Genomic DNA, 26,644 nt, shown 5'->3' with positions numbered 1-26,644 from the left:
TTTACTTAGGTTGGGATTGAAAACGGGCCATTCTACCGCCATCTGATGATTATCACCAATTGGACTGTGTCATTTGGTTGTCATTGAGACGTTTTATTCACCGAACGCGCTTTTTTAATAATAGTTGGAAAATTGATGGCTAACAAAAAGCGTTCTGCAAGTTCCAGCCGCTGGTTGCAGGAACACTTTAGCGATAAATATGTGCTGCAGGCGCAGAAAAAAGGACTCCGCTCGCGCGCTTGGTTTAAACTTGATGAAATACAGCATACCGATAAGCTATTCAGACAGGGAATGACTGTTGTGGATTTAGGGGCAGCGCCTGGCGGATGGTCACAGTATGTTGTCAGCCAAATCGGCGAAAAAGGGCGTATTATCGCTTGTGATATTCTGTCTATGGATCCTATTGTCGGAGTCGATTTTCTTCAAGGGGATTTTTGTGATGAATTAGTTCTGAAGGCTCTTTTGGAAAGAGTCGGCAGTGATAAGGTTCAGGTGGTGATGTCTGACATGGCCCCGAACATGAGTGGTACACCGGCAGTGGATATACCCAAAGCGATGTATCTTGTGGAATTAGCATTGGATATGTGCCGGGATATATTAGCGCCAGGCGGAAGTTTCCTGGTGAAAGTATTTCAGGGAGAAGGGTTTGATGAATATCTGCGAGAAATTCGCTCCCTGTTTACAACGGTAAAGATTCGTAAGCCAGATGCCTCGCGTGCCCGGTCCCGTGAGGTGTACATCGTAGCGACAGGGCGCAAAGTGTAGTACCCTAACGTTATTTTTTAACACAGTTGTAATATGAGGTTAATCCCTTGAGTGACATGGCGAAAAACCTGATCCTCTGGTTAGTCATCGCGGTTGTGCTGATGTCGGTATTCCAGAGCTTTGGGCCCAGCGAGTCGAATGGCCGTAGGGTGGATTATTCAACCTTTTTAACTGAAGTGAATCAGGATCAGGTTCGTGAAGTACACATTAATGGACGTAAGATCAGTGTCGTCAAAAAAGACAGCACGCAATATACGACTTATATCCCTGTCAACGATCCCAAGCTGTTGGATAACCTTCTGACTAAGAATGTGAAAGTTGTTGGTGAGCCACCTGAAGAACCGAGCCTGCTGGCTTCTATCTTCATTTCCTGGTTCCCGATGCTGTTGCTGATTGGCGTTTGGATTTTCTTCATGCGTCAAATGCAGGGAGGGGGTGGCAAAGGTGCCATGTCCTTTGGTAAAAGCAAGGCGCGGATGCTGACTGAAGATCAGATCAAGACGACATTTGCTGATGTTGCTGGTTGCGATGAAGCTAAAGAAGAAGTCAGTGAACTGGTAGAGTACCTGCGTGAACCTAGCCGTTTTCAGAAGCTTGGCGGTAAAATCCCGAAAGGTATTCTGATGGTAGGTCCTCCCGGGACGGGTAAGACGCTGCTGGCTAAAGCAATTGCCGGTGAAGCGAAAGTGCCTTTCTTTACTATTTCCGGGTCCGATTTTGTAGAGATGTTTGTTGGCGTCGGTGCGTCTCGTGTGCGTGACATGTTCGAACAAGCCAAGAAAGCTGCTCCTTGTATCATTTTTATTGATGAAATTGACGCTGTAGGGCGTCAGCGTGGGGCAGGTCTGGGCGGCGGGCATGATGAACGTGAACAAACACTGAATCAGATGCTGGTCGAAATGGATGGTTTTGAAGGTAACGAAGGTATCATTGTTATCGCGGCAACCAACCGTCCTGATGTACTGGATCCCGCGTTGTTACGACCAGGTCGTTTCGACCGACAGGTGGTGGTGGGATTACCGGATGTACGTGGCCGTGAGCAGATTTTGAAGGTTCATATGCGCCGAGTTCCTTTATCTCCGGATGTTGATGCTTCAGTGATCGCACGTGGTACACCGGGTTTCTCTGGGGCTGATTTGGCTAACTTGGTTAACGAGGCTGCCTTATTTGCGGCCCGTGGCAACAAACGTGTTGTTTCTATGGCTGAGTTTGAAAAGTCTAAAGATAAGATCATGATGGGAGCGGAGCGACGTTCTATGGTCATGACTGAGGCACAGAAAGAATCCACTGCGTATCATGAAGCGGGCCATGCCATTATTGGTCGCCTGGTTCCAGAACATGATCCCGTGCATAAAGTGACGATTATTCCGCGTGGACGTGCATTAGGGGTAACGTTCTTCCTGCCCGAGGGGGATGCTATCAGCGCCAGTCGCCAAAAACTGGAGAGCCAGATTTCTACGCTTTATGGCGGTCGTTTAGCCGAGGAAATTATTTTCGGTTCTGAGCACGTATCTACAGGGGCTTCAAACGATATTAAAGTGGCTACATCTATTGCCCGCAATATGGTGACTCAGTGGGGGTTTTCGGAAAAACTGGGTCCTTTGTTGTACGCGGAAGAAGATGGAGAAGTATTTCTGGGTCGTTCTGTAGCCAAGACGAAACATATGTCTGATGAAACCGCCAGAATTATTGATCAGGAAGTTAAGGTACTGATCGAGCGTAATTATCAGCGTGCCCGTGAATTGTTGATGGCAAATATGGATATCCTGCATTCAATGAAAGATGCATTGATGAAATATGAAACCATTGATGCTCCGCAAATTGACGATCTGATGGCACGAAAAGAAGTCCGTCCTCCAGCGGATTGGGAGGAATCAGCATCGAATAGTCATTCTGATAATGGCGGCGCTCCCAATATGCCAACGCAAGGCGGCGATGAGCCAATTACACCCAACCAGGGTAATACGGTATCAGAACAGCTAAACGATAAATAATGGTATAGCAACCTGTATTGTTGATCTCTGTGATTTGTAAACCCCGGCTTGCCGGGGTTTTTTACTGGAGTTTAATGGTTCCAGCAGTATAAAAATGGTCGTGGTTTTGAGGAATGAATATGAAGCTGACTGCCAGAGGAGCGATTTTGGATCTCTCCTGTCCACAGGTGATGGGTATTTTAAATGTTACCCCGGATTCTTTCTCCGATGGAGGAAAGCACGCCACATTAGATGCCGCGCTGTTCCATGCACAGGAGATGATCGCGGCAGGAGCAACATTGATCGACGTAGGTGGTGAGTCAACCAGACCTGGAGCTAATGCAGTAAGTGTGGAAGAAGAGTTATCACGAGTAATCCCCGTTGTAGAGGCACTATCCCAGCGTTTTGATACCTGGATTTCCGTAGATACGTCAAAGCCAGAAGTGATCACTGCATCGGCATTGGCCGGTGCTCATTTGATTAATGATATTAGGTCATTACAGGAGCCTGGCGCTTTGGAAGCCGCTTCAGCTACCGGATTACCAGTATGTCTGATGCATATGCAGGGATTACCAGAAACCATGCAACACGCCCCGTATTATGACAATCTGTTGGATGAAGTTTTTGCTTTTTTTGAGCATCATATTGCACGTTGTGTGAATGCCGATCTCCAGAAAGGCAGGCTTTTGTTGGATCCGGGGTTCGGATTTGGCAAAAGTCTAGCGCATAATTATCAGATACTTGCTCATCTGAAGGAGATGCATCGCTTTGGTTTGCCATTGCTGGTTGGTATGTCGAGAAAATCCATGATTGGTCAGGTACTTAATGTTCCGCCTCTTGACCGAGTGCATGGCAGCGTTGCCTGCGCGGTTATAGCTGCTATGCAGGGCGCTCACATTATTCGCGTTCATGATGTAAAAGAAACGGTTGATGCCATGCGCATTGTAGAAGCCACACTTTCAGCTAAGGAATAAAAAAAATTTATGAGCGGCCGTAAATATTTTGGAACTGACGGTATTCGGGGCAAAGTTGGAGATACACCGATTACGCCTGACTTCGTATTAAAACTTGGCTGGGCAGCAGGGAAGGTTCTGGCTCGCCATGGTTCTAAAAAGATCATCATTGGTAAAGATACCCGTATTTCCGGTTACATGCTTGAATCTGCGCTTGAGGCCGGATTGGCTGCAGCGGGACTTTCCGCTTCCTTTACCGGCCCGATGCCGACACCCGCGGTGGCTTACCTGACACGTACTTTTAGAGCGGAAGCCGGTATTGTTATATCGGCTTCCCACAATCCTTACTACGATAATGGCATTAAATTCTTCTCGATCGATGGCATTAAATTGCCGGATGAAGTCGAGGAGGCTATTGAAGCAGAAATGGAAAAGCCGATTACCTGTGTTGAATCTTCCGAGTTGGGTAAAGCCAACCGGATAGTAGATGCGGCGGGCCGCTATATAGAGTTCTGCAAAGGAACCTTCCCGAGCGAATTGAACCTTAATGGCCTGAAGATCGTTGTGGATTGTGCCAATGGCGCGACATATCACATCGCTCCCAGTGTACTGCGTGAGCTGGGTGCCAGTGTGATAACCATTGGCTGCGAGCCTGATGGGATGAATATAAATGAACACTGTGGTGCTACGGATGTCAGCCAGTTGCAGGCACGGGTTTTAGCTGAAAAAGCCGATGTTGGTCTTGCCTTTGATGGTGATGGTGATCGTTTGATAATGGTTGACCATCTGGGCAACAAAGTTGACGGTGACCAGATCCTGTACATTATTGCCCGTGAAGGCTTGCGTCAAGGGCAACTCCGCGGAGGGGCTGTCGGTACCCTGATGAGTAACATGGGGTTGGAACTGGCACTTAAGCAGTTAGGCATCCCTTTTGCGCGGGCTAAAGTGGGCGACAGATATGTACTGGAGTTGATGCAGGAGAAAGGATGGCGGATTGGTGCAGAAAATTCTGGCCACGTTATTCTGCTTGATAAAACGACTACCGGAGATGGTGTGATTGCGGGGTTGCAAGTCCTGACAGCTATAGTTCGTAATCATATGAGTCTGCATGATTTATGTAGTGGCATGACGCTGTTTCCCCAGATTCTGGTTAACGTCTGTTTCACTGGTGAACATAATCCATTGGAAGATGAATCAGTTAAGCAAGTTACTCAGGATGCTGAAAATCAACTGGCCGGGCGCGGGAGAGTGTTACTACGTAAGTCCGGTACTGAACCGTTGATTAGGGTTATGGTTGAAGGCGAGGATGGCGAGATGGTTACGCTTTTGGCTGACCGTATCGCCGAGGCTGTAAAGGCCGTCGGATAATATATATGACGCCACCTGCCTGGCTGATAATTGATCAACTATCTCGCTTACCCAGATGAGATGACATAAGCATATCGTTGTTGATTTAAAACTGAATAATCAATTGGATAATGTGGTCTTTGGTGTGGGGATTGGTTGTCCGCTGTTTTTTTCCCCAATCGGCCAGGCAGCGCTAAATTACCCTTGCTTACGGTGCATGCTTTGGTTAGTATTCAGACCCGCTTTGTAGGGGATGAAACAACATCCTACTGCGGGCTACAGCAGGCGGGTTAACCGCAAGAATTCAGCAATCCTCACTTCGTGGGGAAACAGTAACAGGTACAATTATGTACGAAGCTCTTTTAGTCATTTTCTTGTTGGTATCTATTAGCCTTGTGGGGCTGATTATGCTGCAACAAGGTAAAGGTGCTGATATGGGCGCGTCGTTCGGAGCAGGTGCTTCCGCTACTTTATTTGGTTCGAGCGGTTCTGGTAACTTCATGACCCGTACGACGGCTATATTGGCGACGCTGTTTTTCATTATCAGCTTGCTTTTAGGTAACATGAGCTCCAATCATAGCCAGAAAGGGAGTGAGTGGGAAAGCTTGAGTCAGCCAGCTCCAGCCAAAGTTGAGCAGAGTACGGCTCCTGCCGCACCAACTAGCGATATCCCTAAATAATCGCGGATAGCTTGAGGCGAGCCGGATGAAGTTTATCGATGACAAGTGAATATGTTATCGGGTTGTAAGATTTTGATGCCGAGGTGGTGGAATTGGTAGACACGCTACCTTGAGGTGGTAGTGCCCGATTGGGCTTACGGGTTCAAGTCCCGTCCTCGGTACCAATACAGAATCAATAGACGCCAATAGGCGTCTATTTTTTTATCTGAACCCCGTGGTTTTACTGTAGGGTTGTAAGTTGTGCTGGGCACTCAATGCATTGGTGAAAATAACCGTGTCCCGCCCCGCTAGGAGATATTAGTGACAGGATGTTGACTGCCGCCTTTTTCTGGTGGTCAGCAGTCTTCAAACGTAGCGCCGTTACAACCATCACTCATTTTCGCCTCCGGCCATGCTTGTAATGCCTGATATTGGTGGTACGTGACCCTCCGTTTTCATAATAGAAAACGGCGTCAACAGGCCTCCTGGCAATATTCATCAAGAAGTCGCAATTGGTTCAGATAAATTGCAACGTTAGCGTAATTGCTATGTCGTTCGCGCCAAGCCTTAAACTACGAACGGTGTCAGACACATAGTCATTCCTACAGTTTTATGGTTCAAGTGGTTATGCTGCTGGCAAATCATCACTGCCTGGATACATGGAAGATCCGTGCTGATGTACCGATTGATCTGTGACAACAGTCGGCGGACTGGATCATGGAATATTTGAAATAGTGGCTTTATCTACCTGACGGCATCGAAACGAGTTTGAAGGATCAGACGTAGCGTCTGATTTTATGAGTAACCGAGGACAACCCAATGAACAAATCAGGGAAGACTTTCGATGCTCAAATATCTGCTTGATACTAATATTTGTATTTACACTATCAAAAATAAACACAGGAAGTCAGAAAGGCTTTTTATCGCTATTACGGCCAATTCGGCATCAGTTCTGTCACGCTAATGGAACTGATTTACGGTGCGGAAAAATCGATTAATCCTGAAAAGAAGCTGGCGGTGATTGAAGGTTTTGCCACCCGTATGGAAGTGCTGACATATGGCTTTGATACCGCTGTTCATACCGGTCAGATTCACGCAGAACTGACAAGAAAAGGAACGCCTATCGGTTCCTATGATACCTGCTGGCAAGCCATGCCCGCTCATCTGGACTGATACTGGTAACCAATAATGTCTGTGAGTTTGAGCGAGTGACGGGACTACGAGTAGAAAATTGGGTAAATAAATAAGTCGAACGCGTTGAGACTTTCTGAGAGACAGTATTTATTCGAAATATAAAGGGGATAAAAACATTATTCTTGACTCAATAAGTCACCGATAGAAAACAGGGTATAGTCTATTGTCTTCTGTGATTAACCCGTAAATAATCCAGCCCTAAATGTTTGGGAGCAACTACATTTTCGAACTGGTGAAAATCCTTTTAAATCAAGAATCAATATGTGGTCAGTTCTAATCTCTATAGGACTAAGACACTTTCGCTATTGGGCTTAGCGTGCATAAAATTCCCATGGAAATTTGAACGACAGCACAGGCGGTAAATAATGTGCCAATGCCATAGCCCGACACAATGTATCCAGAAATGGCGAGGCCAAACGGCAAACCCATTTTAAACAGCGTACCAGTGATCCCCATAACCTTGCCCAGATTTTCGGTTTTGATACTTTCCTGCCGGTAGGTATAAACGAGAATAGCCGTAATGACTTCGAAGAAACTTACCCAGAAGAAAGCAGAAACTAGTACTAATGAATGGTTAGAAAACAAAATAAATAGATAGCCCAGTGCCTGAGTTATTGTCGTGGTAATCAACACTTTTCCCAGACCAAATTTGTTGCGCAAACGCACCGTCAACAGCGATCCGAGTATCCCACCGATCCCGCCCGCAGACGCCATATAACCGATATCCACGGCATTCATGGCCAACACGGTTTTGGCGTAATAGATTGACTGTAATGAAAAGACTACCGAGCTGGTATTTAACACCGCAATTGCCAATGCCATATGATAAAGAGGAGGGTTGGCCCGCAGGATTCTCCACCCTTCAATAATTGCTTTTCCTATTGATCCGGTGGTCCTGAATACCTCTCTCTCATACGGCATTTTTATCAGGTAACACCAAGCGATAAACAGGAACAAGGCGATCCACAGAAAAATAATATGCACAGAGGAGAATAAAATCACCACGCCTGATAGCAATGGCCCCATGGCCTGAAACAGGCTGTTTAGCGAACTCATGCTGGAAGTCGCGGCACTTTGCAACGATAAGGGGAGTATGTGCTTCAACATGCCCATTCTGGCATTAAGATAACCAAAATTGAACGCCATCATAAAGAAGGCACAAGGGAACAGCACCCACAGCGGGTTGGGTAAAAACTGAATGGCCAACCATCCCGTCAGTAGACACACAACCTGCCCAGCAACCATCCATTGCGACCACACTCTGCGATCCACCCGGTCGATCCACGCCCCAATTACCGACGCCAGCAGAATATAAGGCAGAAACTCGACGGCACGCACCCAGCCCATAATTTCTGATGAACGAGTAATGTCATAGATCAACAGCGGAAGTGCCAGTTCATAAACCTTGCCGCCCAGATTACAAAACAGCGCCCCAGAGAACAGAATGCGGAACTGGCTGTTTTTCCATATAGAGTATTCTTCCACCTTTTCCACCTTTTCCACCTTTTCCACCTTTTCCACGTTTCCTCCTCCATCTATTTCTACTTATGACTTCGCCAAAATCCGGCTATTGCCATCCTTGAATAGCTTGCTTTCCCGGATCAGGTCGCCATCGTTCTCACTGACTTTAGTGTGAAAATCGGAGGAAGGGGGATGGCCAAAATAGATCATTGAGAAGTCTAGTCCGCGGGAACGGGTTTCATCGTAGCGGCTATCGATGTCGATAAAACGCATCACAAAAGCGGTACGTGTTGCGATCTCTCCTTCTAATAACGGTTCACTGGCGTGGATCACATTTTTGTTAAAAATCAATACATCACCGAGGTTAAACGAATCAGTGTGCTTGTAATATTCTAGTAACGTACTGAGCGCGGGTGAATTGAGAATACTGTGCCGTAACTCGATGTAATTGCCCAACTCAAGGGAATCTCTGTCCACCTCAGCAAGCTCACGTATCATTTGATCGATAGACGGATCGATATCCATATACATAAACTTGCCCGAAATAATATGTTCCGGCACATAGCTCATACCGCCTCCCTGATTATCGGTATCAATTTTTACTAACGGCACCCACATCGAACAGCCAAAATCCTCACCATGTTGATAACCAAAGCTTTGTGTCCCAATGTGCCAAGGAAAACCCGTGTGCTTTTCTTTTTCTATCTGGAAACCCAGCCCCTGGGTATAGAACAGGCTGCGATTAGCCAGCGTGGTCAATGTGCCGGAGAAGCAGTCATGGGCCAGCAGCGCCTTGATAACTAAATCGTTTTCAAAAATATCGTATCCGACGCGCTTGAAACCAGTTTGGTTTTCATCCAACAACCGCAGGTGTTCAGTGATGGAGTTCTTAATATGTGAAATCAGTGAAGTTGACAGAAATGATCGTAAAACAACAAAGCCATTCTTCTTGAATTGTGACACGTCATAATCGGTTAGGCTGAAGTGATTATTAATTGTTTCATTCATGTTCACGCTCACAGTAATTATTGATATAAATTTTGGTCGGCAGGTGGCGTTATTTCAGTGCGCCATATTTAGGCAGAGTATATTTGTTGAGGGGCAAACACAGGGTTTGCGTTTGGGTATACTGGTCCAGACTCCAGCGTCCCCCAACGGCACCAATGCCACTCTCTTTAAAACCGCCAAATGGGCAACGAATATCCCGAATGTATGGCGTATTTATTCCAACATTTCCCGCCTGCATTTGTCGGGCAAAAGACAATGCTTTGGATTGATCCGCACTCCATACCGATCCTGCTAACCCAAATCGGGTATCATTGGCCAAAGCAAGGGCGTGAACTTCATTGTCCGCAGTAAAAATTCCGATAATGGGACCGAATATTTCTTGTGTGGCCAAATCGCTCTGAGGATGAATCCCCGTGAATACGGTAGGCTCAATGTAAAAACCCTGCTGGTGTTCTGCCGGTATATGCCCACCGGTTCTCCGGCTTGCTCCTGCTTGCTGGGCTTGCGCAATGGCTTCCAGCATCCTTTCCCGATGCATGGCACTGATCATCGGGCCTATCTCGCTGGTTTCATCAAACGGATCACCAACGCGAATATGCTGGGTTCGTTCAATAAATCTGCGGCTAAACGCCTCGGCAATGGGTTGCTCGACAATGATGCGCGAACCCGCCGTGCATACCTGCCCGTTGCTACTGAAAGCAGACACCAATGCACCGTCCAATGCAGCATCAATATCTGCGTCAGCCAGTACCACAGTCGGGGATTTTCCGCCCAATTCAAGTAACGAGCGTCGCACCGTATTCGCCGAATACCTTAAAACCTCTTTACCTACCTGAGTACCGCCGATAAAACACAACAGATCGATACCGGGATGCTGTATCAATGCCTGGCCAGTTGGCTGCCCTGCGCCATGTACCAAATTGACTACGCCTTCTGGTAGGCCGACTTCCTCAAAGATTTGGCCCAACAGAGAAACCGGTATCTTCACATTCATGCTGTGCAAATAACACCAGGTTGTCTTCCAGTACGTCTGCGATCATATGTAGGTAAGCAGCCCTTTCCTCTACCGCCATGCGTGGCCAAGGCCCTTGTGTATATGCCGCTCTGGCTGCCTGCACGGCGGTATCAACATCCACTGGTGATGAAATATTTACGTGGGCAATGCGTTCTTCGGTTGCCGGATTTACCGAAAACAGGTTGCCTTCTCCCGTTGCCCTAATATGCCTGCCGTTGATGAAGTTGACGATCTCGATCATGGCTCCCTCCGCTTAGTCCGCTAAACCTGTAGAACTGTTTTGGTTTAATAACATGGTGAACGCTGTATGGAACCTGCCTGCCGCATCTTCAAGTACGTCATGCGTATGGCAGGCACTAAGCCAACCATGGGACTTGTGCATATCAATACTTTGGCGGGCAAGAATCGCTTTCAGCTCGCTGTATATAGCCGCGTTTTTTTGCGCCATCCAGATTGCATCTTCAGAGGGCGCAATCTCAACCCCTGCTTTTTGCGCGCCAATCAATATGTGAAAGATTGAAGATTGATGGAATAACTGCACATCAATACCGACCTGATTGGCCTTATCATTCACCATGTCTACAAATAGTGCGGTGTTTCTGTCCAATGTTTTTTGATTTCGGTGTTCTTTATCACATCGCAGCACTTTATTTATGGCCTTACACTTCGGCGGTTCGTTTCAACGCTGCATGTAAAGTATCGATTGCCGATGGGATTTCTGCTGACCGACGAGTTATTTGCGTTGAGTAGTAAGGAAGATCGGATACATGTTCTCTCGGTCAGCTATTTGCTGGGTGCTGTAATTACCTTCTATGTTGGATGGGTTGCATTCAGCCTCATGGGGATGGCGACACCCATTCTTCCCAATCTGAATAGATATCACCTCGATTTCTCAATTATTGCGATGTTTATCACCATTGTTGTGCCGATGATTAAGCATCTTAGTGCGCTCTCCGGTGTCGTTTCCTCACTGCTACTTTCCATGCTGCTCACATATTTTGACGTAGAAGGCGCAATTGTGAGCATGGGTTACTTCGGCATGATGATCTCAGTCTTTGTATCACGCATCGCAAGGGAGCAGAAATGAGCTGGGCTCTATTGTTAACCCTGGCCGTAATTGTCTTCGTCAATCGGTATGTTTTTTTGATCCAAACGTTCCCGTGAGAATGCCGCAGATATTTCATGATGCTCTGCAGTATTCCGCCCCATGCCGGTTAACCGGCATTTGTAGCCCAATCATTCTTATGAAAAACAACGTCGTAAGGGTATTTACTGATAATCCTTATCTTTGGGGGAGCGATCTGAGCTGTCGTGATCGCTTTTTTGTCCGCCAGATGGTTGCCTCGGTTTTGACGAGCTTACCGGTGTTCTACATATTGGTTTATGCGTTGTAGATAATTGGATTGCTGCATGAATCAGCGTCTATTTATCGGGCATTGGTGCGTGAGATCGTGGGCTGGTGAAAGATTGTGCGGTGAAGGTCTACACCTCGAAATTGCACGTTGGGTCAGGCGGGTAGCCTTCTCTATGGGTCCCACTCGTGTTTCCACCGCAGATGCAGACGGTCACTGTCCATCAATGCGGCAATGAACAATATTATCCCAAACATTATCCGTGAATGTCGGCTGCGAGATGATTGCCTGTTTTCCTTATTGTCTTTCATAGACATTGAGTGAGGTTGTGGGTATTATGCCCACCGCATCAGAAACCCTGTGTTGTAATTTATCGCCGCTGTTATTGACTTTATTAATAGTAGATAACGAAGGACACAATCAGGGATAAGTATATGGATGAGGATTCATTACGATAAGGTCTTGACAGGTCTCCTTGTGTTTCAATACGATAGGCCAAATCTTCAAGTCTCGTCCTTGTACCAATCCTAGAGATAACTTGCATTTTTGCGGTTGTCAGCGTATTATTTGCCACGTTTTCGGACGCGGGGTGGAGCAGCTTGGTAGCTCGTCGGGCTCATAACCCGAAGGTCGTCGGTTCAAATCCGGCCCCCGCAACCACTTGATTTTCCCAATAAAGTTTTTTTTCACAAATAAACTGTTCTAGCGTGTCTTTGTATCACTTCCACAGTAAGTTTTGAAAAAATCCTTAACGGAAAACTACACCGCGCTGTATAGGCGGTATATAGGGTCCAGTTACTAAAAGCCTCGATATATCGGGGTTTTTTGTTATTTGACAGCAGAATTACTGGGCTATTAAGCCCTTTTTTTATGTCTTGGGGGTGGACTTGTCCACATTAGAGCAAAAATTAACAGAGATGATTTCAGCACCTGTTGAAGCATTAGGTTATGAACTGGTGGGTATTGAATTCATTCGGGGTCGCCAATCGACGCTGCGTATCTATATTGATAGTGACGATGGGATCACTGTTGATGATTGTGCTGATGTTAGCCATCAGGTCAGTGCAGTGTTGGATGTTGAAGACCCCATATCCGTCGCCTATAACCTGGAAGTGTCGTCTCCAGGGCTGGATCGCCCTTTATTCACTGCTGATCATTATGTACATTTTATTGGTGAAGAAGTGATAGTCGTGCTGCGTATGGCAGTCCAGAATCGCCGTAAGTGGCAGGGAGTAATTAAATCCGTAGAAGGTGAGATGATCTCTGTAACAGTGGAAGGCAAAGACGAAGTGTTCGCACTGAGCAACATCCAGAAAGCGAATCTGGTACCCCACTTTTAAAGTTTGGATGAGGCAACTAGGATGAATAAAGAGATTCTGGCTGTTGTTGAAGCGGTTTCAAACGAAAAAGCCGTTCCGCGCGAGAAAATTTTTGAAGCGCTGGAAACAGCATTAGCAACAGCAACTAAGAAAAAGTATGAACAGGAAATTGAAGTCCGTGTCTGTATTGACCGTAAAACAGGGGACTTTGATACATTTCGTCGCTGGCTGGTAGTGAATGAAGTCACTTTACCAACACGTGAGATCACCCTGGAAGCGGCACAGTTTGATGATCCTACCGTCGAGCTGGGTGGTTATATTGAGGACCAGATTGAATCTGTCACCTTCGATCGGATCACTACTCAAACAGCCAAGCAGGTTATTGTTCAGAAGGTTCGTGAGGCTGAACGGGCGATGGTTGTCGAACAGTTCCGTGAACAGGAAGGTGAAATCGTAACCGGTGTAATCAAGAAAGTGAGTCGTGATAATATTTCCCTGGATCTGGGGAATAACGCCGAAGCGGTTATTGGCCGTGAAGATATGCTTCCCCGTGAGAATTTTCGTCCAGGTGACCGTGTGCGAGGCGTGCTTTATTCCGTTCGTCCAGAAGCCCGTGGAGCGCAGTTGTTTGTCAGCCGTTCTCGCCCGGAAATGCTGATTGAGCTTTTCCGCATTGAAGTACCGGAAATTGGTGAGGAACTCATTGAAATCAAAGCTGCGGCACGTGATCCGGGATCTCGTGCGAAAATCGCAGTTAAAACCAATGATAAGCGTATCGATCCGGTAGGCGCCTGCGTAGGTATGCGTGGTGCGCGCGTACAGGCAGTATCTAGTGAACTGGGTGGTGAGCGTGTTGATATCGTGCTATGGGATGATAACCCGGCACAGTTTGTTATTAATGCAATGGCTCCGGCAGATGTGGCATCTATCGTGGTGGATGAAGACAATCATACCATGGATATCGCTGTTGAAGCTGGCAACCTGGCTCAGGCTATCGGCCGTAACGGACAAAACGTGCGTTTGGCTTCTCAGCTCAGTGGCTGGGAATTGAACGTGATGACCATAGAAGATCTTCAGGAGAAACATCAGGCTGAAGCTCATGCAGCAATCGATATCTTCACTAAATATCTGGATATTGATGAAAATTTCGCCACACTTTTAGTGGAAGAGGGTTTCTCTTCGCTGGAGGAGCTGGCTTATGTACCGATCAAAGAGTTGCAAGAAATTGACGATCTGGATGAAGAAATCGTTGAATCTCTGCGTGAGCGTGCAAAAGCCGCATTGACCACGTTGGCGTTGGCGCGTGAAGAAAGCCGTGGTGATGTTCAACCGGCCGATGATTTGCTCAGTTTGCCTGGTTTGTCCCGTGAAATGGCATTCAAACTGGCTGCATGTGGTGTATGTACGTTGGAAGATCTTGCTGAGCAGGGCGTCGACGACCTGGCAGATGTTGAAGGGCTTGATGAAAAAAGAGCCGGTGAGCTAATTATGGCTGCACGTAATATCTGTTGGTTTGGTGACGACAACGAATAACAAACTGTAGCAGGAAAGGAACAGCATGACAGATGTAACCATAAAATCGCTGGCCGCAGAGATTCAGACTTCGGTTGACCGCCTGATACAGCAATTTGCTGATGCGGGAATTACCAAGTCTGCTTCAGACTCTGTGGCGCAGCACGAGAAAGAAGCACTGCTGACGTACCTGAACCGTGAACGCGGTAGTGCATCAAGCAAATTGACATTACAACGTAAAACACGTAGCACATTAAATATTCCGAGCACCGGCGGTAAGAGTAAATCGGTGCAGATTGAAGTCCGCAAGAAACGCACTTATGTAAAACGCGATCCACTGGATGCCCAACAGGCTGAAGAGGAAGAGCTGGCACGGCGTGAAGCGGAAGAACAGGCACAACGCATTGCTGAAGAGCAAGCTAAACGTGAAGCTGAAGAAAAAGCTAAACGTGAAGCCGCTGAGAAGGCAAAACGCGCTGCTGAAGAGCAAGCCAAACGTGAAGCCGCCGAAAAAGCTAAGCGTGATGTAGCGGAAAAAGAAAAAGTGATCAATCAACAGAATGACAGTACGACCAAACCAGCCCAGTCTGAGAAAGCTCGACGTGAAGCTGAAGCGGCTGAACTCAAGCGCAAAGCAGAAGAAGCGGCACAGATGAAAGTTGAAGAAGAAGCCCGGCGTATTGCTGAAGAAGCCCGTCGCATGGCGACAGAGAACGCCGGACTTTGGGAAGCACAAAGCACACCAGTTGTTACCGAGGATGCTGACTACCACGTAACAACATCTCATCATGCGCGTGAAGCTGAAGATGAGAATGACCGCAAGGTTGAAGGTGAACGTCGTAGTCGTAGCCGTAAGGTGACCAAACAGAAAAAAGGTAATCGTCTGTCTGAGTCCAAGGCTGATCGTGAAGAGGCTCGTGCCGTTCGTGGTGGTAAGGGCAAACGTAAACCAAGCACACTGCAGCAGGGGTTCAATAAACCAGCGCAGGCTGTCAACCGTGATGTGGTCATCGGTGAAACCGTTACGGTTGCCGAATTGGCCAATAAAATGGCGGTGAAAGGCTCTCAGGTCATCAAAACCATGATGAAACTTGGCGCTATGGCGACTATTAACCAGGTTATCGATCAGGAAACAGCACAACTGGTTGCGGAAGAAATGGGTCACAAAGTGATTCTTCGCCGTGAAAACGAGTTGGAAGAAGCGGTAATGAGTGACCGTGATACTGGCGTTGCACCCGAATCTCGTGCACCGGTAGTGACTATCATGGGACATGTTGACCACGGTAAAACTTCACTGCTGGATTATATTCGCTCTACTAAAGTCGCAGCTGGCGAAGCGGGTGGGATTACTCAGCATATAGGTGCTTATCACGTAGAAACCGGAAACGGGATGATTACTTTCCTGGATACTCCGGGGCATGCCGCGTTTACCGCTATGCGTGCACGTGGTGCTCAGGCAACAGATATCGTGGTTCTCGTGGTTGCAGCTGACGATGGCGTTATGCCTCAGACTATTGAAGCAATCCAGCATGCCAAAGCAGCTAAAGTCCCGGTCGTTGTTGCTGTTAACAAAATTGATAAACCAGAAGCTGATCCAGACCGTGTGAAAAATGAATTGTCCCAGTACGGCGTTATGCCGGAAGAGTGGGGCGGTGAGTCTCAGTTTGTACATGTGTCGGCAAAAGCCGGTACGGGTATTGATGAGCTGTTGGATGCAATCCTGTTACAGTCCGAAGTTCTGGAACTGAAGGCGATCCGTAGCGGTATGGCCAGTGGTGTCGTGATTGAGTCCTTCCTGGATAAAGGTCGTGGTCCGGTTGCAACTGTTCTGGTACGTGAAGGTACACTGAATAAAGGTGATATTGTTCTGTGTGGCTTTGAATATGGCCGAGTACGTGCAATGCGTGACGAACTGGGGCATGAAATTACAGAAGCTGGTCCGTCTATTCCAGTTGAAATTCTCGGCCTGTCAGGTGTACCTGCGGCCGGTGATGAAGCGACGGTTGTGCGCGATGAGAAGAAAGCACGTGAAGTGGCTCTCTATCGTCAGGGTAAATTCCGTGACGTTAAACTGGCTCGTCAGCAGAAATCCAAATTGGAAAATATGTTCGCTAACATGACCGAAGGTGAGGTTTCTGAGCTAAATATTGTTCTGAAATCTGATGTTCAAGGGTCTTGTGAAGCGATTTCTGATTCTTTGCTGAAACTGTCTACTGATGAAGTGAAAGTCAAAATCGTGGGCTCTGGTGTGGGCGGTATCACAGAAACCGACGCAACACTGGCTGCTGCGTCGAACGCGATTATTCTTGGTTTTAACGTTCGTGCTGATGCTTCTGCGCGTCGTGTCGTTGAGTCAGAAAGCGTGGATTTGCGTTATTACTCCGTCATTTATGATTTGATCGACGAAGTGAAACAGGCGATGAGCGGTATGCTGGCGCCAGAGTACAAGCAAGAAATCATCGGTATGGCCGAAGTGCGTGATGTCTTCAAGTCACCGAAGTTTGGTGCGGTTGCTGGCTGTATGGTGACCGAGGGTGTTGTTAAGCGTCACAACAAGATCCGCGTCCTGCGTGACAATGTGGTGATCTATGAAGGTGAGCTGGAGTCTCTGCGCCGCTTCAAAGATGACGTTAACGAAGTCCGTAACGGTATGGAATGTGGTATCGGTGTTAAGAACTATAACGACGTTCGCCCAGGCGACATGATCGAAGTGTTTGAAACTATTGAAATTAAACGCACTATCGCTTAATTTTTCCGATAACGTAATTTCATTTTTCCGTTCAGGGGGCTTAGTGCCCCCTGATTTTTCCCTGAGGATTCATCATGGCAAAAGAATTCAGTCGCACGCAGCGTGTGGCGCAGGAAATGCAAAAAGAAATCGCCATTATCATTCAGCGTGAAGTAAAAGATCCGCGTGTGGGCATGGCCACAGTTTCTGGTGTCGAGGTCTCGCGTGATTTGGCCTATGCCAAGATTTTTGTGACTTTTTTAAATGATAATGAGCCGGAACAGGTTAAAACAGGCCTGAAGGCATTACAGGATGCTTCTGGTTTTATCCGGATGTTGTTGGGTAAGGCTATGCGTTTACGTGTGGTTCCGGAATTGACTTTTGCTTATGACAATTCCCTGGTGGAAGGGATGCGTATGTCCAATCTGGTGACCAATGTTGTTAGAAAGGATATTGAGCGTCGCTCTTCTTCCGACGATGATCAGGAGGATTAATGGGGCGTCCTCGTCGTCGCGGCCGAGATATAAACGGTGTGTTATTGCTAGATAAGCCACAGAATATATCGTCTAACGATGTACTACAAAAAGTAAAGCGTATCTTTAATGCCAACAGAGCAGGCCATACGGGGGCGTTGGATCCGCTGGCAACAGGAATGCTGCCGATTTGTCTGGGAGAAGCGACCAAGTTTTCCCAGTATCTGTTGGATTCAGATAAACGTTATCGTGTTATTGCCCGGTTGGGACAGCGCACTGATACTTCTGATGCTGACGGTAATGTGATCGAAGAACGCCCGGTTACGTTCACTGGTGATGAGCTGGCACATGCGCTAGATGGATTTCGCGGCACTATCCAGCAGATTCCATCCATGTATTCCGCACTCAAGTATCAGGGTCGACCGTTATATGAGTATGCCCGTCAAGGGCTGGTGGTTCCGCGTGAAGCACGGGAAATCACTGTCTATGAGTTGTTGTTTATCCGCTGGGAAGGGAATGAGCTGGAGCTGGAAATTCATTGCTCCAAAGGCACTTATATTCGTACCATTATTGACGATTTAGGTGAAAAGCTTGGTTGTGGTGCACATGTCATTTACCTGCGTCGTTTACAGGTAGCAAATTACCCTATCGAGCGAATGATAACGCTGGAGCAGCTTAACGGATTGCTGGATCAGGATCAGGTGGATGCATCTTCACTAATGTCGGCATTGGATGCACAGTTACTGCCTATGGATAGTCCGGTACAAGCGTTTCCTGAAGTGAATCTTTCTTTAGTGATGGCAGGATATTTGAAGCTGGGCCAGGCTGTTCGAACTGCCGGGGCGCCACTGTCGGGTATGGTGCGCATTACTGAAGGTGAAGAGCATAAATTTATCGGTATGGGTGAGATGGACGTTGAAGGCCGTGTGGCACCACGGCGTTTGGTGGTCGAACACGCAGAGCCGGCTATCCAGTGAGCATCTTGCTATCGTAAGGCGCTACGAGTAGAATAACCCGGCTTAAATCTTGGGTGGCTGAATTAGAGATCGGCGCCTTGTTTTTTTATTTATAATGTTCTGGAGTTTACTATGTCTCTAAGCGTTGAAGCTAAAGCTAAAATCGTTTCGGAATTCGGTCGTGATACTAACGACAGTGGTTCTACTGAAGTTCAGGTTGCTTTGTTGACTGCGCAGATTAATCATCTGCAAGGCCATTTTGCTGAGCATAAAAAAGATCACCACAGTCGTCGCGGTCTGCTGCGCATGGTTTCGCAGCGTCGTAAGCTGTTGGACTATCTGAAGCGTAAAGATGTAGCGCGTTATACCAGCTTGATTGAACGTCTGGGCCTGCGTCGCTAATCTGGCGAGTTTCAGTGGGAAGGGGCCTCTTGCGGCCCCTTTCTTCTAGGAAGGTCTAGTAAAACAGAGTAATGTATTGTGTTTTAAATAGGATCCGTTATTACAGCGATTCGCGCGGCTAATGAGAGGCTTTATCTGCAAAGGCAGACTGAAGGTTGTCATTAGTCGCGAGGATGTAGTGACTGGATCGGGTGTTAACTTGGCGTGAATTCGTCCCCTAATCACGCACATAGCATATGGTGAAGGATATAATTTTGCTGAATCCGATCGTACGTAAATTCCAATATGGTCAACACACTGTCACTCTGGAAACAGGGATGATGGCGCGTCAGGCTACTGCTGCTGTTATGGTTAGTATGGATGACACTGCAGTATTTGTGACGGTAGTGGGTGCTAAACACGCTAAACCTGGTCAGGACTTTTTCCCGCTAACTGTCAACTATCAGGAGCGTACTTACGCTGCTGGCCGTATCCCGGGTGGTTTTTTCCGTCGAGAAGGTCGTCCGAGTGAAGGCGAAACCCTGATCTCCCGCCTGATTGACCGTCCTATTCGTCCGCTGTTCCCAGATGGTTTTGTGAACGAAGTTCAGGTTATTGCCACGGTGGTGTCGGTGAATCCGCAAGTAAGCCCGGATATCGTTGCCATGATCGGTGCTTCTGCTGCGTTGAGCCTGTCTGGTATTCCGTTCAATGGTCCTATCGGTGTCGCTCGTGTTGGTTATATCAACGACCAGTATGTGCTGAACCCGACTATTGATGAACTGAAAGAAAGTCGTCTGGATCTGGTTGTGGCCGGTACCCAGGGGGCTGTACTGATGGTTGAATCCGAAGCTGACTTATTAAGTGAAGATCAGATGTTGGGTGCCGTTGTCTTTGGTCATGACCAGCAGCAGGTAGTTATTGAGAACATCAAGGCGCTGGTTGCTGAAGCAGGTAAACCGAAATGGGACTGGTCGTCTCCGAAAGTGAATGCTGCATTGCAGAGTCGTGTGCAGGCGCTGTCTGAAGCCCGTTTAGGTGATGCTTATCGCATTATTGAAAAGCAAGAGCGTTACGCACAGGTTGATGCTATCAAAGCTGAAGTTACTGCGGTGCTATTGGCAGAAGATGCTACGCTGGATGAAGATGAAATCCGCGACATTTTGGGCAGCATTGAGAAAAATGTGGTTCGTAGTCGAGTGTTACGTGGTGAACCGCGTATTGATGGTCGTGAAAAAGACATGATCCGTGGTCTGGATGTGCGTACCGGTGTGTTGCCGCGTACTCATGGTTCTGCTCTGTTTACCCGTGGTGAGACACAAGCGTTGGTGACCGCTACATTGGGTACTGAGCGTGATGCTCAGAATATTGATGAACTGACCGGTGAACGCACTGATCGTTTCATGTTGCACTACAATTTCCCTCCGTATTCCGTAGGTGAGACTGGTATGGTCGGATCACCGAAGCGTCGTGAGATCGGTCATGGCCGTCTGGCAAAACGTGGTGTTCTGGCTGTTATGCCGAAAGCGAGTGAATTCCCGTATACCGTGCGTGTGGTATCCGAAATTACCGAATCTAATGGCTCCTCTTCTATGGCGTCTGTTTGTGGTGCCTCTTTGGCATTGATGGATGCTGGTGTGCCGATTAAAGCCGCTGTAGCGGGTATCGCTATGGGATTGGTAAAAGAAGGCGACAGTTATGTTGTCTTGTCCGATATTCTTGGTGACGAAGACCACTTGGGCGATATGGACTTTAAAGTGGCTGGTAGCCGTGATGGTGTAACCGCGCTGCAGATGGACATCAAGATTGAAGGCATTACCCGTGAAATCATGCAAGTTGCGCTGAATCAGGCAAAAGGTGCCCGTTTGCATATTCTGGGTGTGATGGAGCAAGCAATCAGCATACCGCGTGGTGAAATCTCTGAGTTCGCACCGCGTATTCATACGATCAAGATCAGTACTGACAAGATCAAGGATGTTATTGGTAAAGGCGGTTCTGTTATCCGTGCATTGACCGAAGAGACTGGCACTACCATCGAAATTGAAGATGACGGTACAGTGAAAATCGCGTCAACGGATAGCGAGAAGGCAAAACATGCCATTCGCCGTATCGAAGAGATTACCGCTGAGATTGAAGTCGGTCGGATTTATCAAGGTAAAGTGACCCGCATTGTAGACTTTGGTGCTTTCGTAGCTATCGGTGGTGGTAAAGAAGGTTTGGTACATATTTCTCAAATCGCTGATAAGCGTGTCGAGAAAGTGACTGATTATCTACAAATGGGTCAGGAAGTTCCGGTTAGAGTACTGGAAGTTGATCGCCAGGGACGAGTTCGTCTGAGCATTAAAGAAGCCAATGCCCAGCCTCAGGAATCGGTTTCCGCTTCCGGGGAAGAAGAATAACAGCTAATCAGTTTGCAGCTCCTTACAGTGTGAAGGAGCTGCGTGTATTATAAGGAATGGATATCTTTATACTGAGCAGTCGGGGACAGGATGTTCATACAATGTATGTCTTCGGGAGTAGGAAATGAAGCCTTTCTTGCGCTGGTGTTATGTTGCGACAGCAATCATGCTGGCAGGATGCAGCAACACAGATTGGCGCAAAGATGTAGTATTGGCAGTTCCATTACAACCCACTTTGCAACAGGAAGTGATTCTGGCTCGCATGGAACAGATCCTGGCGAGTCGGGCTCTTACCCCCGACGAGCGAGCGCAGCTATTATATGAGCGCGGAGTGCTGTATGATAGCTTGGGGTTACGGGCATTGGCGCGAAATGATTTTTCACAAGCGCTCTCTATCCGTCCCGATATGCCTGAAGTATTTAATTATTTGGGTATTTACTTAACGCAGGCAGGCAATTTTGATGCTGCCTATGAAGCGTTTGATTCTGTATTAGAGCTTGATCCAACTTACAATTATGCGCGTTTGAATCGGGGGATCGCCTTATACTATGGTGGTCGTTACCTGTTAGCGCAGGATGATCTGCTGGCGTTTTATCGAGACGATCCTAATGATCCTTTTCGTTCCTTGTGGCTGTATCTTGTGGAGAGAGAAATTAATCCCGAGAAGGCCAATGCAGCGTTAAAAGCGCGCTATGAGGAAGCGAAGAAAGGTGTGTGGGGATGGGATATTGTCGAATTCTACCTGGGCAACATCAGCGAAAAAACGTTGATGCAGCGTGTACAGGAAGAAGCTACGGATAACACTTCGCTCGCTGAGCATCTCAGTGAAACTGACTTCTATTTAGGTAAGCATTACCTAAGTCTGGGGGACAAGAACACCGCTTTGGCGCTGTTCAAGCTGACGGTTGCTAACAACGTTCATAACTTTGTTGAGCACCGCTATGCGTTGTTGGAATTGGCGCAGTTAGGCCAAGAGCAAGACGACCTATCAGGATCGGACCAGCAATAGCTGACGAACATCTATCAGCCTGAAATCATGATGATTTCTATCGCCTTTATGGGCGAGGCTTTTTTGTTCGCTTTTTAATCCAATTTGAGCCGGTTCACACTTTTCAATGAAAATGATTGAATATTTTCTCGACAAGTTATGTAGACTGGCCGCCATTATGAAATGAGGCACGTTTACATGGCTGAGTTTGAAATTTCTTTTGCTAGCTTGGGGCTATCCGCTCCAATTATTAATGCCCTGTCAGATCTGGGTTACGAAAAACCATCACCCATTCAGGCAGAATGTATCCCTCATCTGCTCAACGGCCGTGATGTGCTGGGTATGGCGCAGACCGGGAGTGGTAAAACAGCGGCATTCGCTTTGCCGTTATTACAGAATATTAACGTAGATTTAAAAGCACCGCAGATGCTGGTGCTGGCCCCAACCCGCGAGCTGGCGGTGCAGGTGGCTGAAGCCTGCAGTGATTTTGCCAAGCATATGCATGGCGTCAACGTAGTAGCGTTATATGGCGGTCAACGCTATGACGTACAGCTGCGTGCGTTGCGTCAGGGACCTCAGATTGTCGTGGGTACGCCCGGACGTCTGCTGGATCATCTGAAGCGCGGTACGCTGAGTCTGTCCAATCTTAGTGGATTGGTACTGGATGAAGCTGATGAAATGCTGCGTATGGGCTTTATTGAAGATGTAGAAAACATCATGGCGCAGATCCCGGCTGAGCATCAGACGGCGCTGTTCTCTGCAACGATGCCGGAAGCGATCCGTCGCATTACTCGTCGGTTCATGAAGGACCCACAAGAAGTCCGTATTCAGTCCAGCGTTACTACTCGCCCAGACATTAGCCAGAGTTACTGGACGGTGCATGGTGCGCGCAAAAACGAAGCATTGATCCGTTTCCTGGAAGCAGAAGATTTTGATGCGGCGATTATTTTTGTCCGTACCAAAAACGCAACGTTGGAAGTGGCAGAAGCGCTAGAGCGCAGCGGTTACAATAGTGCCGCACTGAACGGTGACATGAATCAGGCATTGCGTGAACAAACGCTGGAACGTCTTAAAGATGGTCGCTTGAATCTTCTGATTGCAACGGATGTGGCGGCTCGTGGTCTTGATGTGGACCGTATTAGTCTGGTCGTCAACTACGACATCCCGATGGATGAAGAATCTTATGTCCACCGTATTGGTCGTACGGGTCGTGCGGGTCGTGCGGGTCGTGCGCTGTTGTTTGTAGAGAATCGTGAACGTCGCCTGCTGCGCAATATTGAGCGCACCATGAAGCTGACTATCCCGGAAGTAGAATTACCGAATGCAGAGCTGCTGGGGCAGCGTCGTTTGGCCAAGTTTGCTTCTAAAGTGCAACAGCAGTTGGAAAGCAGTGATCTGGATATGTACCGTGCGCTGTTGGCCAAGTTGCAGCCACAGGATGAGTTTGATATGGAAACGCTGGCTGCGGCGTTACTGAAAATGGCTCAAGGTGAGCGTCCGCTGATTCTGCCGCCGGATCCGGTGATTGATCGTCGTCCACGCCGTGAATCTCGTGATCGTGATGAATCACCACGTGGTGAGCGTCGTCGTGATGGCCGTGGCGAAGCACGTGACGGGGAACGTCCTCCGCGTCGTGAACGCCGTGATGTGGGTGACATGGAGTTGTACCGCATTGAAGTGGGTCGTGATGATGGTGTTGAAGTACGTCACATCGTGGGTGCTATTGCTAATGAAGGAGATATCAGTAGCCGCTACATCGGTAACATCAAGTTGTTTGCTACCCATTCCACTATTGAGCTGCCGAAAGGAATGCCGGGTGACCTGTTGTCGCACTTTACCCGTACACGCATCCTGAACAAGCCAATGAATATGCAACTGATGGGTGATGCTCAGCCACATGAACGTCGCGAACGTGGTGGTGCAGGTGCAACACCGGCTCGCGGTGGCCGTTCTTTCAGTGATCGCCCCGCAGGCGCTGGCCGTCCTTTTAGTGGCGAACGCCGTGAAGGTGGTGGCGAACGTCGCGGTGGTGGCCGTGATGGTCAACGCGCACCGCGTCGCAGCGAAGCATAACGCAGTGAATTGAAACCAGCCTTCGGGCTGGTTTTTTATTGTCAGTTTATCTGGTTTTCCTGAATGACTTCTTCCCGCAATCCCGCGATCATTTCAAATGAATGTAACCGAGCCTGATGATCAAAGATCTGGCCATTAATCATGATTTCATTGACCTGTGTTTCCCTCAGCAACGTTTGCAAACCATGACGAACTTTACTGCGATCTCCCACTATCGACAGCCGCAATGTCTGCTCTACCATAAACTGTTCGGCTGCTGTCCAGAGGGCGGACATATCCTCTACTGGTGCAGGTAATGGGCCAGGGTTACCTCGTCTCAGGTTGATAAACTGCTGCTGCATGGACGTAAACAGGAAACGGGCATCACGATCGCTATTGGCGGCTACCACATTCACGCAGACCATCGCATAGGGTTCGGGGAAACGGTCTGATGGACGAAAAGTGCTGCGATAGATTTGCAAAGCTTGCAATAGCATATCGGGTGCAAAATGCGCTGCGAACGCAAAAGGTAATCCCATTGAGGCAGCTAGCTGGGCGCTATACAAACTGGAACCGAGCAACCAGATGGGGACATTTAATCCTTGGCCGGGAACTGCCTGTACTGGTTGATCGGGTTGCGTGGCGGTGAAATAGCGCTGAAGTTCCTGTACGTCACGGGGAAAATCATCCATCTCGGCATTTAGGTGACGACGCAACGCCAGCATGGTGCGCTGATCAGTACCGGGAGCCCGTCCCAGCCCCAAATCGATACGACCGGGATACAGGGATTCCAGCGTACCGAACTGTTCTGCAATCACCAGTGGTGAGTGATTGGGCAGCATTACGCCACCGGAACCGAGCCGGATACGGTGCGTTCCACCAGCAAGGTAGCCAATCAATACCGAGGTGGCGGCGCTGGCGATCCCCGTCATGTTATGGTGTTCAGCCAGCCAATAGCGATGGTAGCCCCATTGTTCCACGTGTTGAGCCAGATCCAGCGAATGATGGAAAGCATCGCGTGGTGTAGCGCCCTGCGGAATGGGAGCCAAATCAAGAACGGAAAAGGGAACAGTATGTGATGGCATAAGCATGGCTCGCCTGATTACGTGCTGACCTGACAGCGATCAGTCAATGAATGAGAGTAATTAATATTACTCAATATTCAGGAGATGACGCAGGATGAAGTGTGCGGGAGAGGGCTATCCCCCGCAATGTGATTGATATTATTGAACCAATTCTAACCCGGCTACCCGTTTCCAGTAACCGTTACACTCCACCTGGTTTTCCAGCGTGAGTGGGCGCAATCCTTGTTCGTTGGCGCGGAATTTATCCAGCATTATCAGTGTTTCCGTGCTTTGTGGTGAGAGGCGGACGATATCCACCAGTCCTTGCATTGATGTCAGCTCATTGCCAAGGTTATAACAGTAACCGCTTTGGGTCTGGATGCCGTTCAGCACAAATACCTGCTGGTTTTCCTGCGATAATACATCACGACCCTGCGGGTAGTTGATACAGCAGGTTTCGCACTCATCTTTGGCACGATTTTCCGATCGAGCAGTGAAACAGCGAGCGGAGTAGGCCAGTGGGAGATGACCGTAGCTCAGGACTTCCACTTCGAACTGATGACGGAATCCCAGTTCATCACACTGATTCAACAGATGTTGCAGCCAGTCACGGGATAATTCTACCGGCATGCACCAGCGTACCATTCCCTGTTTGTGCAGCAGTCGCAGAGTATAGGCGTTGTAGCAGTTCAGTGCATGACCAGCGACAAAAGGCAACTGATGTTCTGCCGCCATATTGACTGCGCCAAGGTCATTCGCTTCCAACAAGAAATCACCATTTTCGACATAGCGCTTCAGTTCGTTCAGTTCAGAGGGCGCTTGTAACAGAGCCAGGGTGGAAATCACTACCTGTTTACCACTGGTGGCAACCTGACGAGCCAGGTCGAGCCAATCGTTCACCTTCATGCCACGGCGTTTACTGCACACGGTTTCGCCGAGGTAGATAATATCCGCACTGTTGGATATCGCCGCCTGATAGAACGCCTCAATATCGGCTTTGGGCCAGTAGTAGAGAATGGGTCCCAATGCGTATTTCATATCTTCT

At 48.1% G+C, this 26,644-nt stretch carries 22 protein-coding genes, 2 tRNA genes and 1 pseudogene; 18 read left to right on the top strand and 7 right to left on the bottom strand.

All coding sequences use genetic code 11. From position 1 onward, the window contains the following. Positions 1-135: 135 nt before the first annotated feature. From rlmE to vapC, 7 genes and pseudogenes are all read left to right on the top strand, one after another. Positions 136-765 carry a 23S rRNA (uridine(2552)-2'-O)-methyltransferase RlmE gene (gene rlmE, locus RS889_RS19865; RefSeq protein ID WP_021014367.1) on the top strand — a complete coding sequence of 210 codons (630 nt, stop codon included), beginning with the start codon at positions 136-138 and terminating at the stop codon, positions 763-765. Between the two features lie 56 nt (positions 766-821). Then, the gene (ftsH, locus tag RS889_RS19860; RefSeq protein ID WP_315711127.1) at positions 822-2,759 is read left to right on the top strand and encodes an ATP-dependent zinc metalloprotease FtsH; all 1,938 of its coding nucleotides are present in this window, start codon (positions 822-824) and stop codon (positions 2,757-2,759) included. 119 nt (positions 2,760-2,878) lie between these two features. Then, positions 2,879-3,712, top strand: coding sequence for a dihydropteroate synthase (gene folP, locus RS889_RS19855; RefSeq protein WP_315708473.1), 834 nt, complete (start codon positions 2,879-2,881; stop codon positions 3,710-3,712). A gap of 9 nt (positions 3,713-3,721) precedes the next feature. Further along, entirely contained in the window at positions 3,722-5,059 is a 1,338-nt protein-coding gene (gene glmM, locus RS889_RS19850; protein WP_315708472.1) for a phosphoglucosamine mutase, read from the top strand. A gap of 326 nt (positions 5,060-5,385) precedes the next feature. Next, the gene (secG, locus tag RS889_RS19845; RefSeq protein ID WP_315708471.1) at positions 5,386-5,718 is read left to right on the top strand and encodes a preprotein translocase subunit SecG; all 333 of its coding nucleotides are present in this window, start codon (positions 5,386-5,388) and stop codon (positions 5,716-5,718) included. 77 nt (positions 5,719-5,795) lie between these two features. Then, a tRNA-Leu gene (locus RS889_RS19840) sits at positions 5,796-5,882 on the top strand. Between the two features lie 659 nt (positions 5,883-6,541). After that, positions 6,542-6,944: pseudogene (gene vapC / locus RS889_RS19835) on the top strand (type II toxin-antitoxin system tRNA(fMet)-specific endonuclease VapC). 235 nt (positions 6,945-7,179) lie between these two features. Here vapC and RS889_RS19830 read toward each other — a convergent pair. The 5 genes from RS889_RS19830 to RS889_RS19810 are packed head-to-tail and all read right to left on the bottom strand — an operon-like array spanning position 7,180 to position 11,021. Beyond that, a complete protein-coding gene (locus tag RS889_RS19830; RefSeq protein WP_315708470.1) occupies positions 7,180-8,412 on the bottom strand; it encodes an MFS transporter in 1,233 nt (410 codons plus the stop codon). A 24-nt stretch (positions 8,413-8,436) separates the two neighbouring features. Further along, the gene (locus RS889_RS19825; RefSeq protein ID WP_315708469.1) at positions 8,437-9,360 is read right to left on the bottom strand and encodes a phytanoyl-CoA dioxygenase family protein; all 924 of its coding nucleotides are present in this window, start codon (positions 9,358-9,360) and stop codon (positions 8,437-8,439) included. A gap of 49 nt (positions 9,361-9,409) precedes the next feature. Further along, entirely contained in the window at positions 9,410-10,354 is a 945-nt protein-coding gene (locus tag RS889_RS19820) for an aldehyde dehydrogenase family protein (protein ID WP_315708468.1), read from the bottom strand. Continuing rightward, positions 10,311-10,616 carry an aldehyde dehydrogenase family protein gene (locus tag RS889_RS19815; protein ID WP_315708467.1) on the bottom strand — a complete coding sequence of 102 codons (306 nt, stop codon included), beginning with the start codon at positions 10,614-10,616 and terminating at the stop codon, positions 10,311-10,313. Before RS889_RS19815 ends, RS889_RS19820 begins: the two co-directional genes overlap by 44 nt. A 12-nt stretch (positions 10,617-10,628) precedes the next feature. Further along, positions 10,629-11,021 carry a hypothetical protein gene (locus tag RS889_RS19810; RefSeq protein ID WP_315711191.1) on the bottom strand — a complete coding sequence of 131 codons (393 nt, stop codon included), beginning with the start codon at positions 11,019-11,021 and terminating at the stop codon, positions 10,629-10,631. Here RS889_RS19810 and RS889_RS19805 point away from each other — a divergent pair. The 11 genes from RS889_RS19805 (at position 10,998) to RS889_RS19750 (ending at position 24,556) form a co-directional block, all read left to right on the top strand. Next, positions 10,998-11,462 carry an AzlC family ABC transporter permease gene (locus RS889_RS19805; RefSeq protein WP_315708466.1) on the top strand — a complete coding sequence of 155 codons (465 nt, stop codon included), beginning with the start codon at positions 10,998-11,000 and terminating at the stop codon, positions 11,460-11,462. The two genes, RS889_RS19810 and RS889_RS19805, sit on opposite strands and share 24 nt — an antisense overlap. Before the next feature lie 848 nt (positions 11,463-12,310). Next, positions 12,311-12,387, top strand: a tRNA-Met gene (locus tag RS889_RS19795). 227 nt (positions 12,388-12,614) lie between these two features. Beyond that, positions 12,615-13,067, top strand: coding sequence for a ribosome maturation factor RimP (gene rimP / locus RS889_RS19790; protein ID WP_021014378.1), 453 nt, complete (start codon positions 12,615-12,617; stop codon positions 13,065-13,067). Between the two features lie 21 nt (positions 13,068-13,088). Further along, entirely contained in the window at positions 13,089-14,579 is a 1,491-nt protein-coding gene (nusA, locus tag RS889_RS19785; protein ID WP_315708464.1) for a transcription termination factor NusA, read from the top strand. A 25-nt stretch (positions 14,580-14,604) separates the two neighbouring features. Further along, entirely contained in the window at positions 14,605-17,307 is a 2,703-nt protein-coding gene (infB, locus tag RS889_RS19780) for a translation initiation factor IF-2 (protein ID WP_315708463.1), read from the top strand. Between the two features lie 74 nt (positions 17,308-17,381). Next, a complete protein-coding gene (rbfA, locus tag RS889_RS19775; protein ID WP_021014381.1) occupies positions 17,382-17,780 on the top strand; it encodes a 30S ribosome-binding factor RbfA in 399 nt (132 codons plus the stop codon). Then, the gene (truB, locus tag RS889_RS19770) at positions 17,780-18,736 is read left to right on the top strand and encodes a tRNA pseudouridine(55) synthase TruB (protein ID WP_315708462.1); all 957 of its coding nucleotides are present in this window, start codon (positions 17,780-17,782) and stop codon (positions 18,734-18,736) included. The genes rbfA and truB overlap by 1 nt, the downstream gene beginning before the upstream one ends. A 111-nt stretch (positions 18,737-18,847) precedes the next feature. Continuing rightward, a complete protein-coding gene (rpsO, locus tag RS889_RS19765) occupies positions 18,848-19,117 on the top strand; it encodes a 30S ribosomal protein S15 (RefSeq protein ID WP_021014383.1) in 270 nt (89 codons plus the stop codon). Positions 19,118-19,371: 254 nt separating this feature from the next. Continuing rightward, complete coding sequence (pnp, locus tag RS889_RS19760) at positions 19,372-21,495, top strand: polyribonucleotide nucleotidyltransferase (RefSeq protein WP_315708461.1); 2,124 nt, start codon at positions 19,372-19,374, stop codon at positions 21,493-21,495. A 124-nt stretch (positions 21,496-21,619) separates the two neighbouring features. Beyond that, positions 21,620-22,504, top strand: a complete 885-nt coding sequence (nlpI, locus tag RS889_RS19755; protein WP_021014385.1) for a lipoprotein NlpI — start codon at positions 21,620-21,622, stop codon at positions 22,502-22,504. A gap of 177 nt (positions 22,505-22,681) precedes the next feature. Then, positions 22,682-24,556: a DEAD/DEAH family ATP-dependent RNA helicase gene (locus RS889_RS19750; protein ID WP_021014386.1), complete on the top strand. Its 1,875-nt coding sequence runs from the start codon at positions 22,682-22,684 to the stop codon at positions 24,554-24,556. A gap of 41 nt (positions 24,557-24,597) precedes the next feature. Here RS889_RS19750 and RS889_RS19745 read toward each other — a convergent pair whose 3' ends face one another. Both RS889_RS19745 and RS889_RS19740 read right to left on the bottom strand, forming a co-directional pair. Then, positions 24,598-25,620 carry a luciferase-like monooxygenase gene (locus RS889_RS19745; RefSeq protein ID WP_021014387.1) on the bottom strand — a complete coding sequence of 341 codons (1,023 nt, stop codon included), beginning with the start codon at positions 25,618-25,620 and terminating at the stop codon, positions 24,598-24,600. A gap of 138 nt (positions 25,621-25,758) precedes the next feature. Next, on the bottom strand, positions 25,759-26,637 hold the full coding sequence (locus RS889_RS19740; protein WP_315708460.1) for a U32 family peptidase: 879 nt from the start codon (positions 26,635-26,637) through the stop codon (positions 25,759-25,761). Positions 26,638-26,644: the final 7 nt, after the last annotated feature.

Origin of the sequence: Brenneria uluponensis, assembly GCF_032395385.1 — a bacterium.
GTDB lineage: Bacteria > Pseudomonadota > Gammaproteobacteria > Enterobacterales > Enterobacteriaceae > Prodigiosinella > Prodigiosinella aquatilis.
Note: the sequence above shows the minus strand (reverse complement) of the source record. Positions and strands in the feature narration are given on the sequence as shown.

Bases quoted from the DNA above. Each gene is read 5' to 3' on its own strand.
- rlmE (WP_021014367.1), top strand. From the start codon at position 136: ATGGCTAACAAAAAGCGTTCTGCAAGTTCCAGCCGCTGGTTGCAGGAA.
- ftsH (WP_315711127.1), top strand. From the start codon at position 822: ATGGCGAAAAACCTGATCCTCTGGTTAGTCATCGCGGTTGTGCTGATG.
- folP (WP_315708473.1), top strand. From the start codon at position 2,879: ATGAAGCTGACTGCCAGAGGAGCGATTTTGGATCTCTCCTGTCCACAG.
- glmM (WP_315708472.1), top strand. From the start codon at position 3,722: ATGAGCGGCCGTAAATATTTTGGAACTGACGGTATTCGGGGCAAAGTT.
- secG (WP_315708471.1), top strand. From the start codon at position 5,386: ATGTACGAAGCTCTTTTAGTCATTTTCTTGTTGGTATCTATTAGCCTT.
- RS889_RS19825 (WP_315708469.1), bottom strand. From the start codon at position 9,360: ATGAATGAAACAATTAATAATCACTTCAGCCTAACCGATTATGACGTG.
- RS889_RS19820 (WP_315708468.1), bottom strand. From the start codon at position 10,354: ATGAATGTGAAGATACCGGTTTCTCTGTTGGGCCAAATCTTTGAGGAA.
- RS889_RS19815 (WP_315708467.1), bottom strand. From the start codon at position 10,616: ATGATCGAGATCGTCAACTTCATCAACGGCAGGCATATTAGGGCAACG.
- nusA (WP_315708464.1), top strand. From the start codon at position 13,089: ATGAATAAAGAGATTCTGGCTGTTGTTGAAGCGGTTTCAAACGAAAAA.
- infB (WP_315708463.1), top strand. From the start codon at position 14,605: ATGACAGATGTAACCATAAAATCGCTGGCCGCAGAGATTCAGACTTCG.
- rbfA (WP_021014381.1), top strand. From the start codon at position 17,382: ATGGCAAAAGAATTCAGTCGCACGCAGCGTGTGGCGCAGGAAATGCAA.
- truB (WP_315708462.1), top strand. From the start codon at position 17,780: ATGGGGCGTCCTCGTCGTCGCGGCCGAGATATAAACGGTGTGTTATTG.
- rpsO (WP_021014383.1), top strand. From the start codon at position 18,848: ATGTCTCTAAGCGTTGAAGCTAAAGCTAAAATCGTTTCGGAATTCGGT.
- nlpI (WP_021014385.1), top strand. From the start codon at position 21,620: ATGAAGCCTTTCTTGCGCTGGTGTTATGTTGCGACAGCAATCATGCTG.
- RS889_RS19750 (WP_021014386.1), top strand. From the start codon at position 22,682: ATGGCTGAGTTTGAAATTTCTTTTGCTAGCTTGGGGCTATCCGCTCCA.
- RS889_RS19745 (WP_021014387.1), bottom strand. From the start codon at position 25,620: ATGCCATCACATACTGTTCCCTTTTCCGTTCTTGATTTGGCTCCCATT.
- RS889_RS19740 (WP_315708460.1), bottom strand. From the start codon at position 26,637: ATGAAATACGCATTGGGACCCATTCTCTACTACTGGCCCAAAGCCGAT.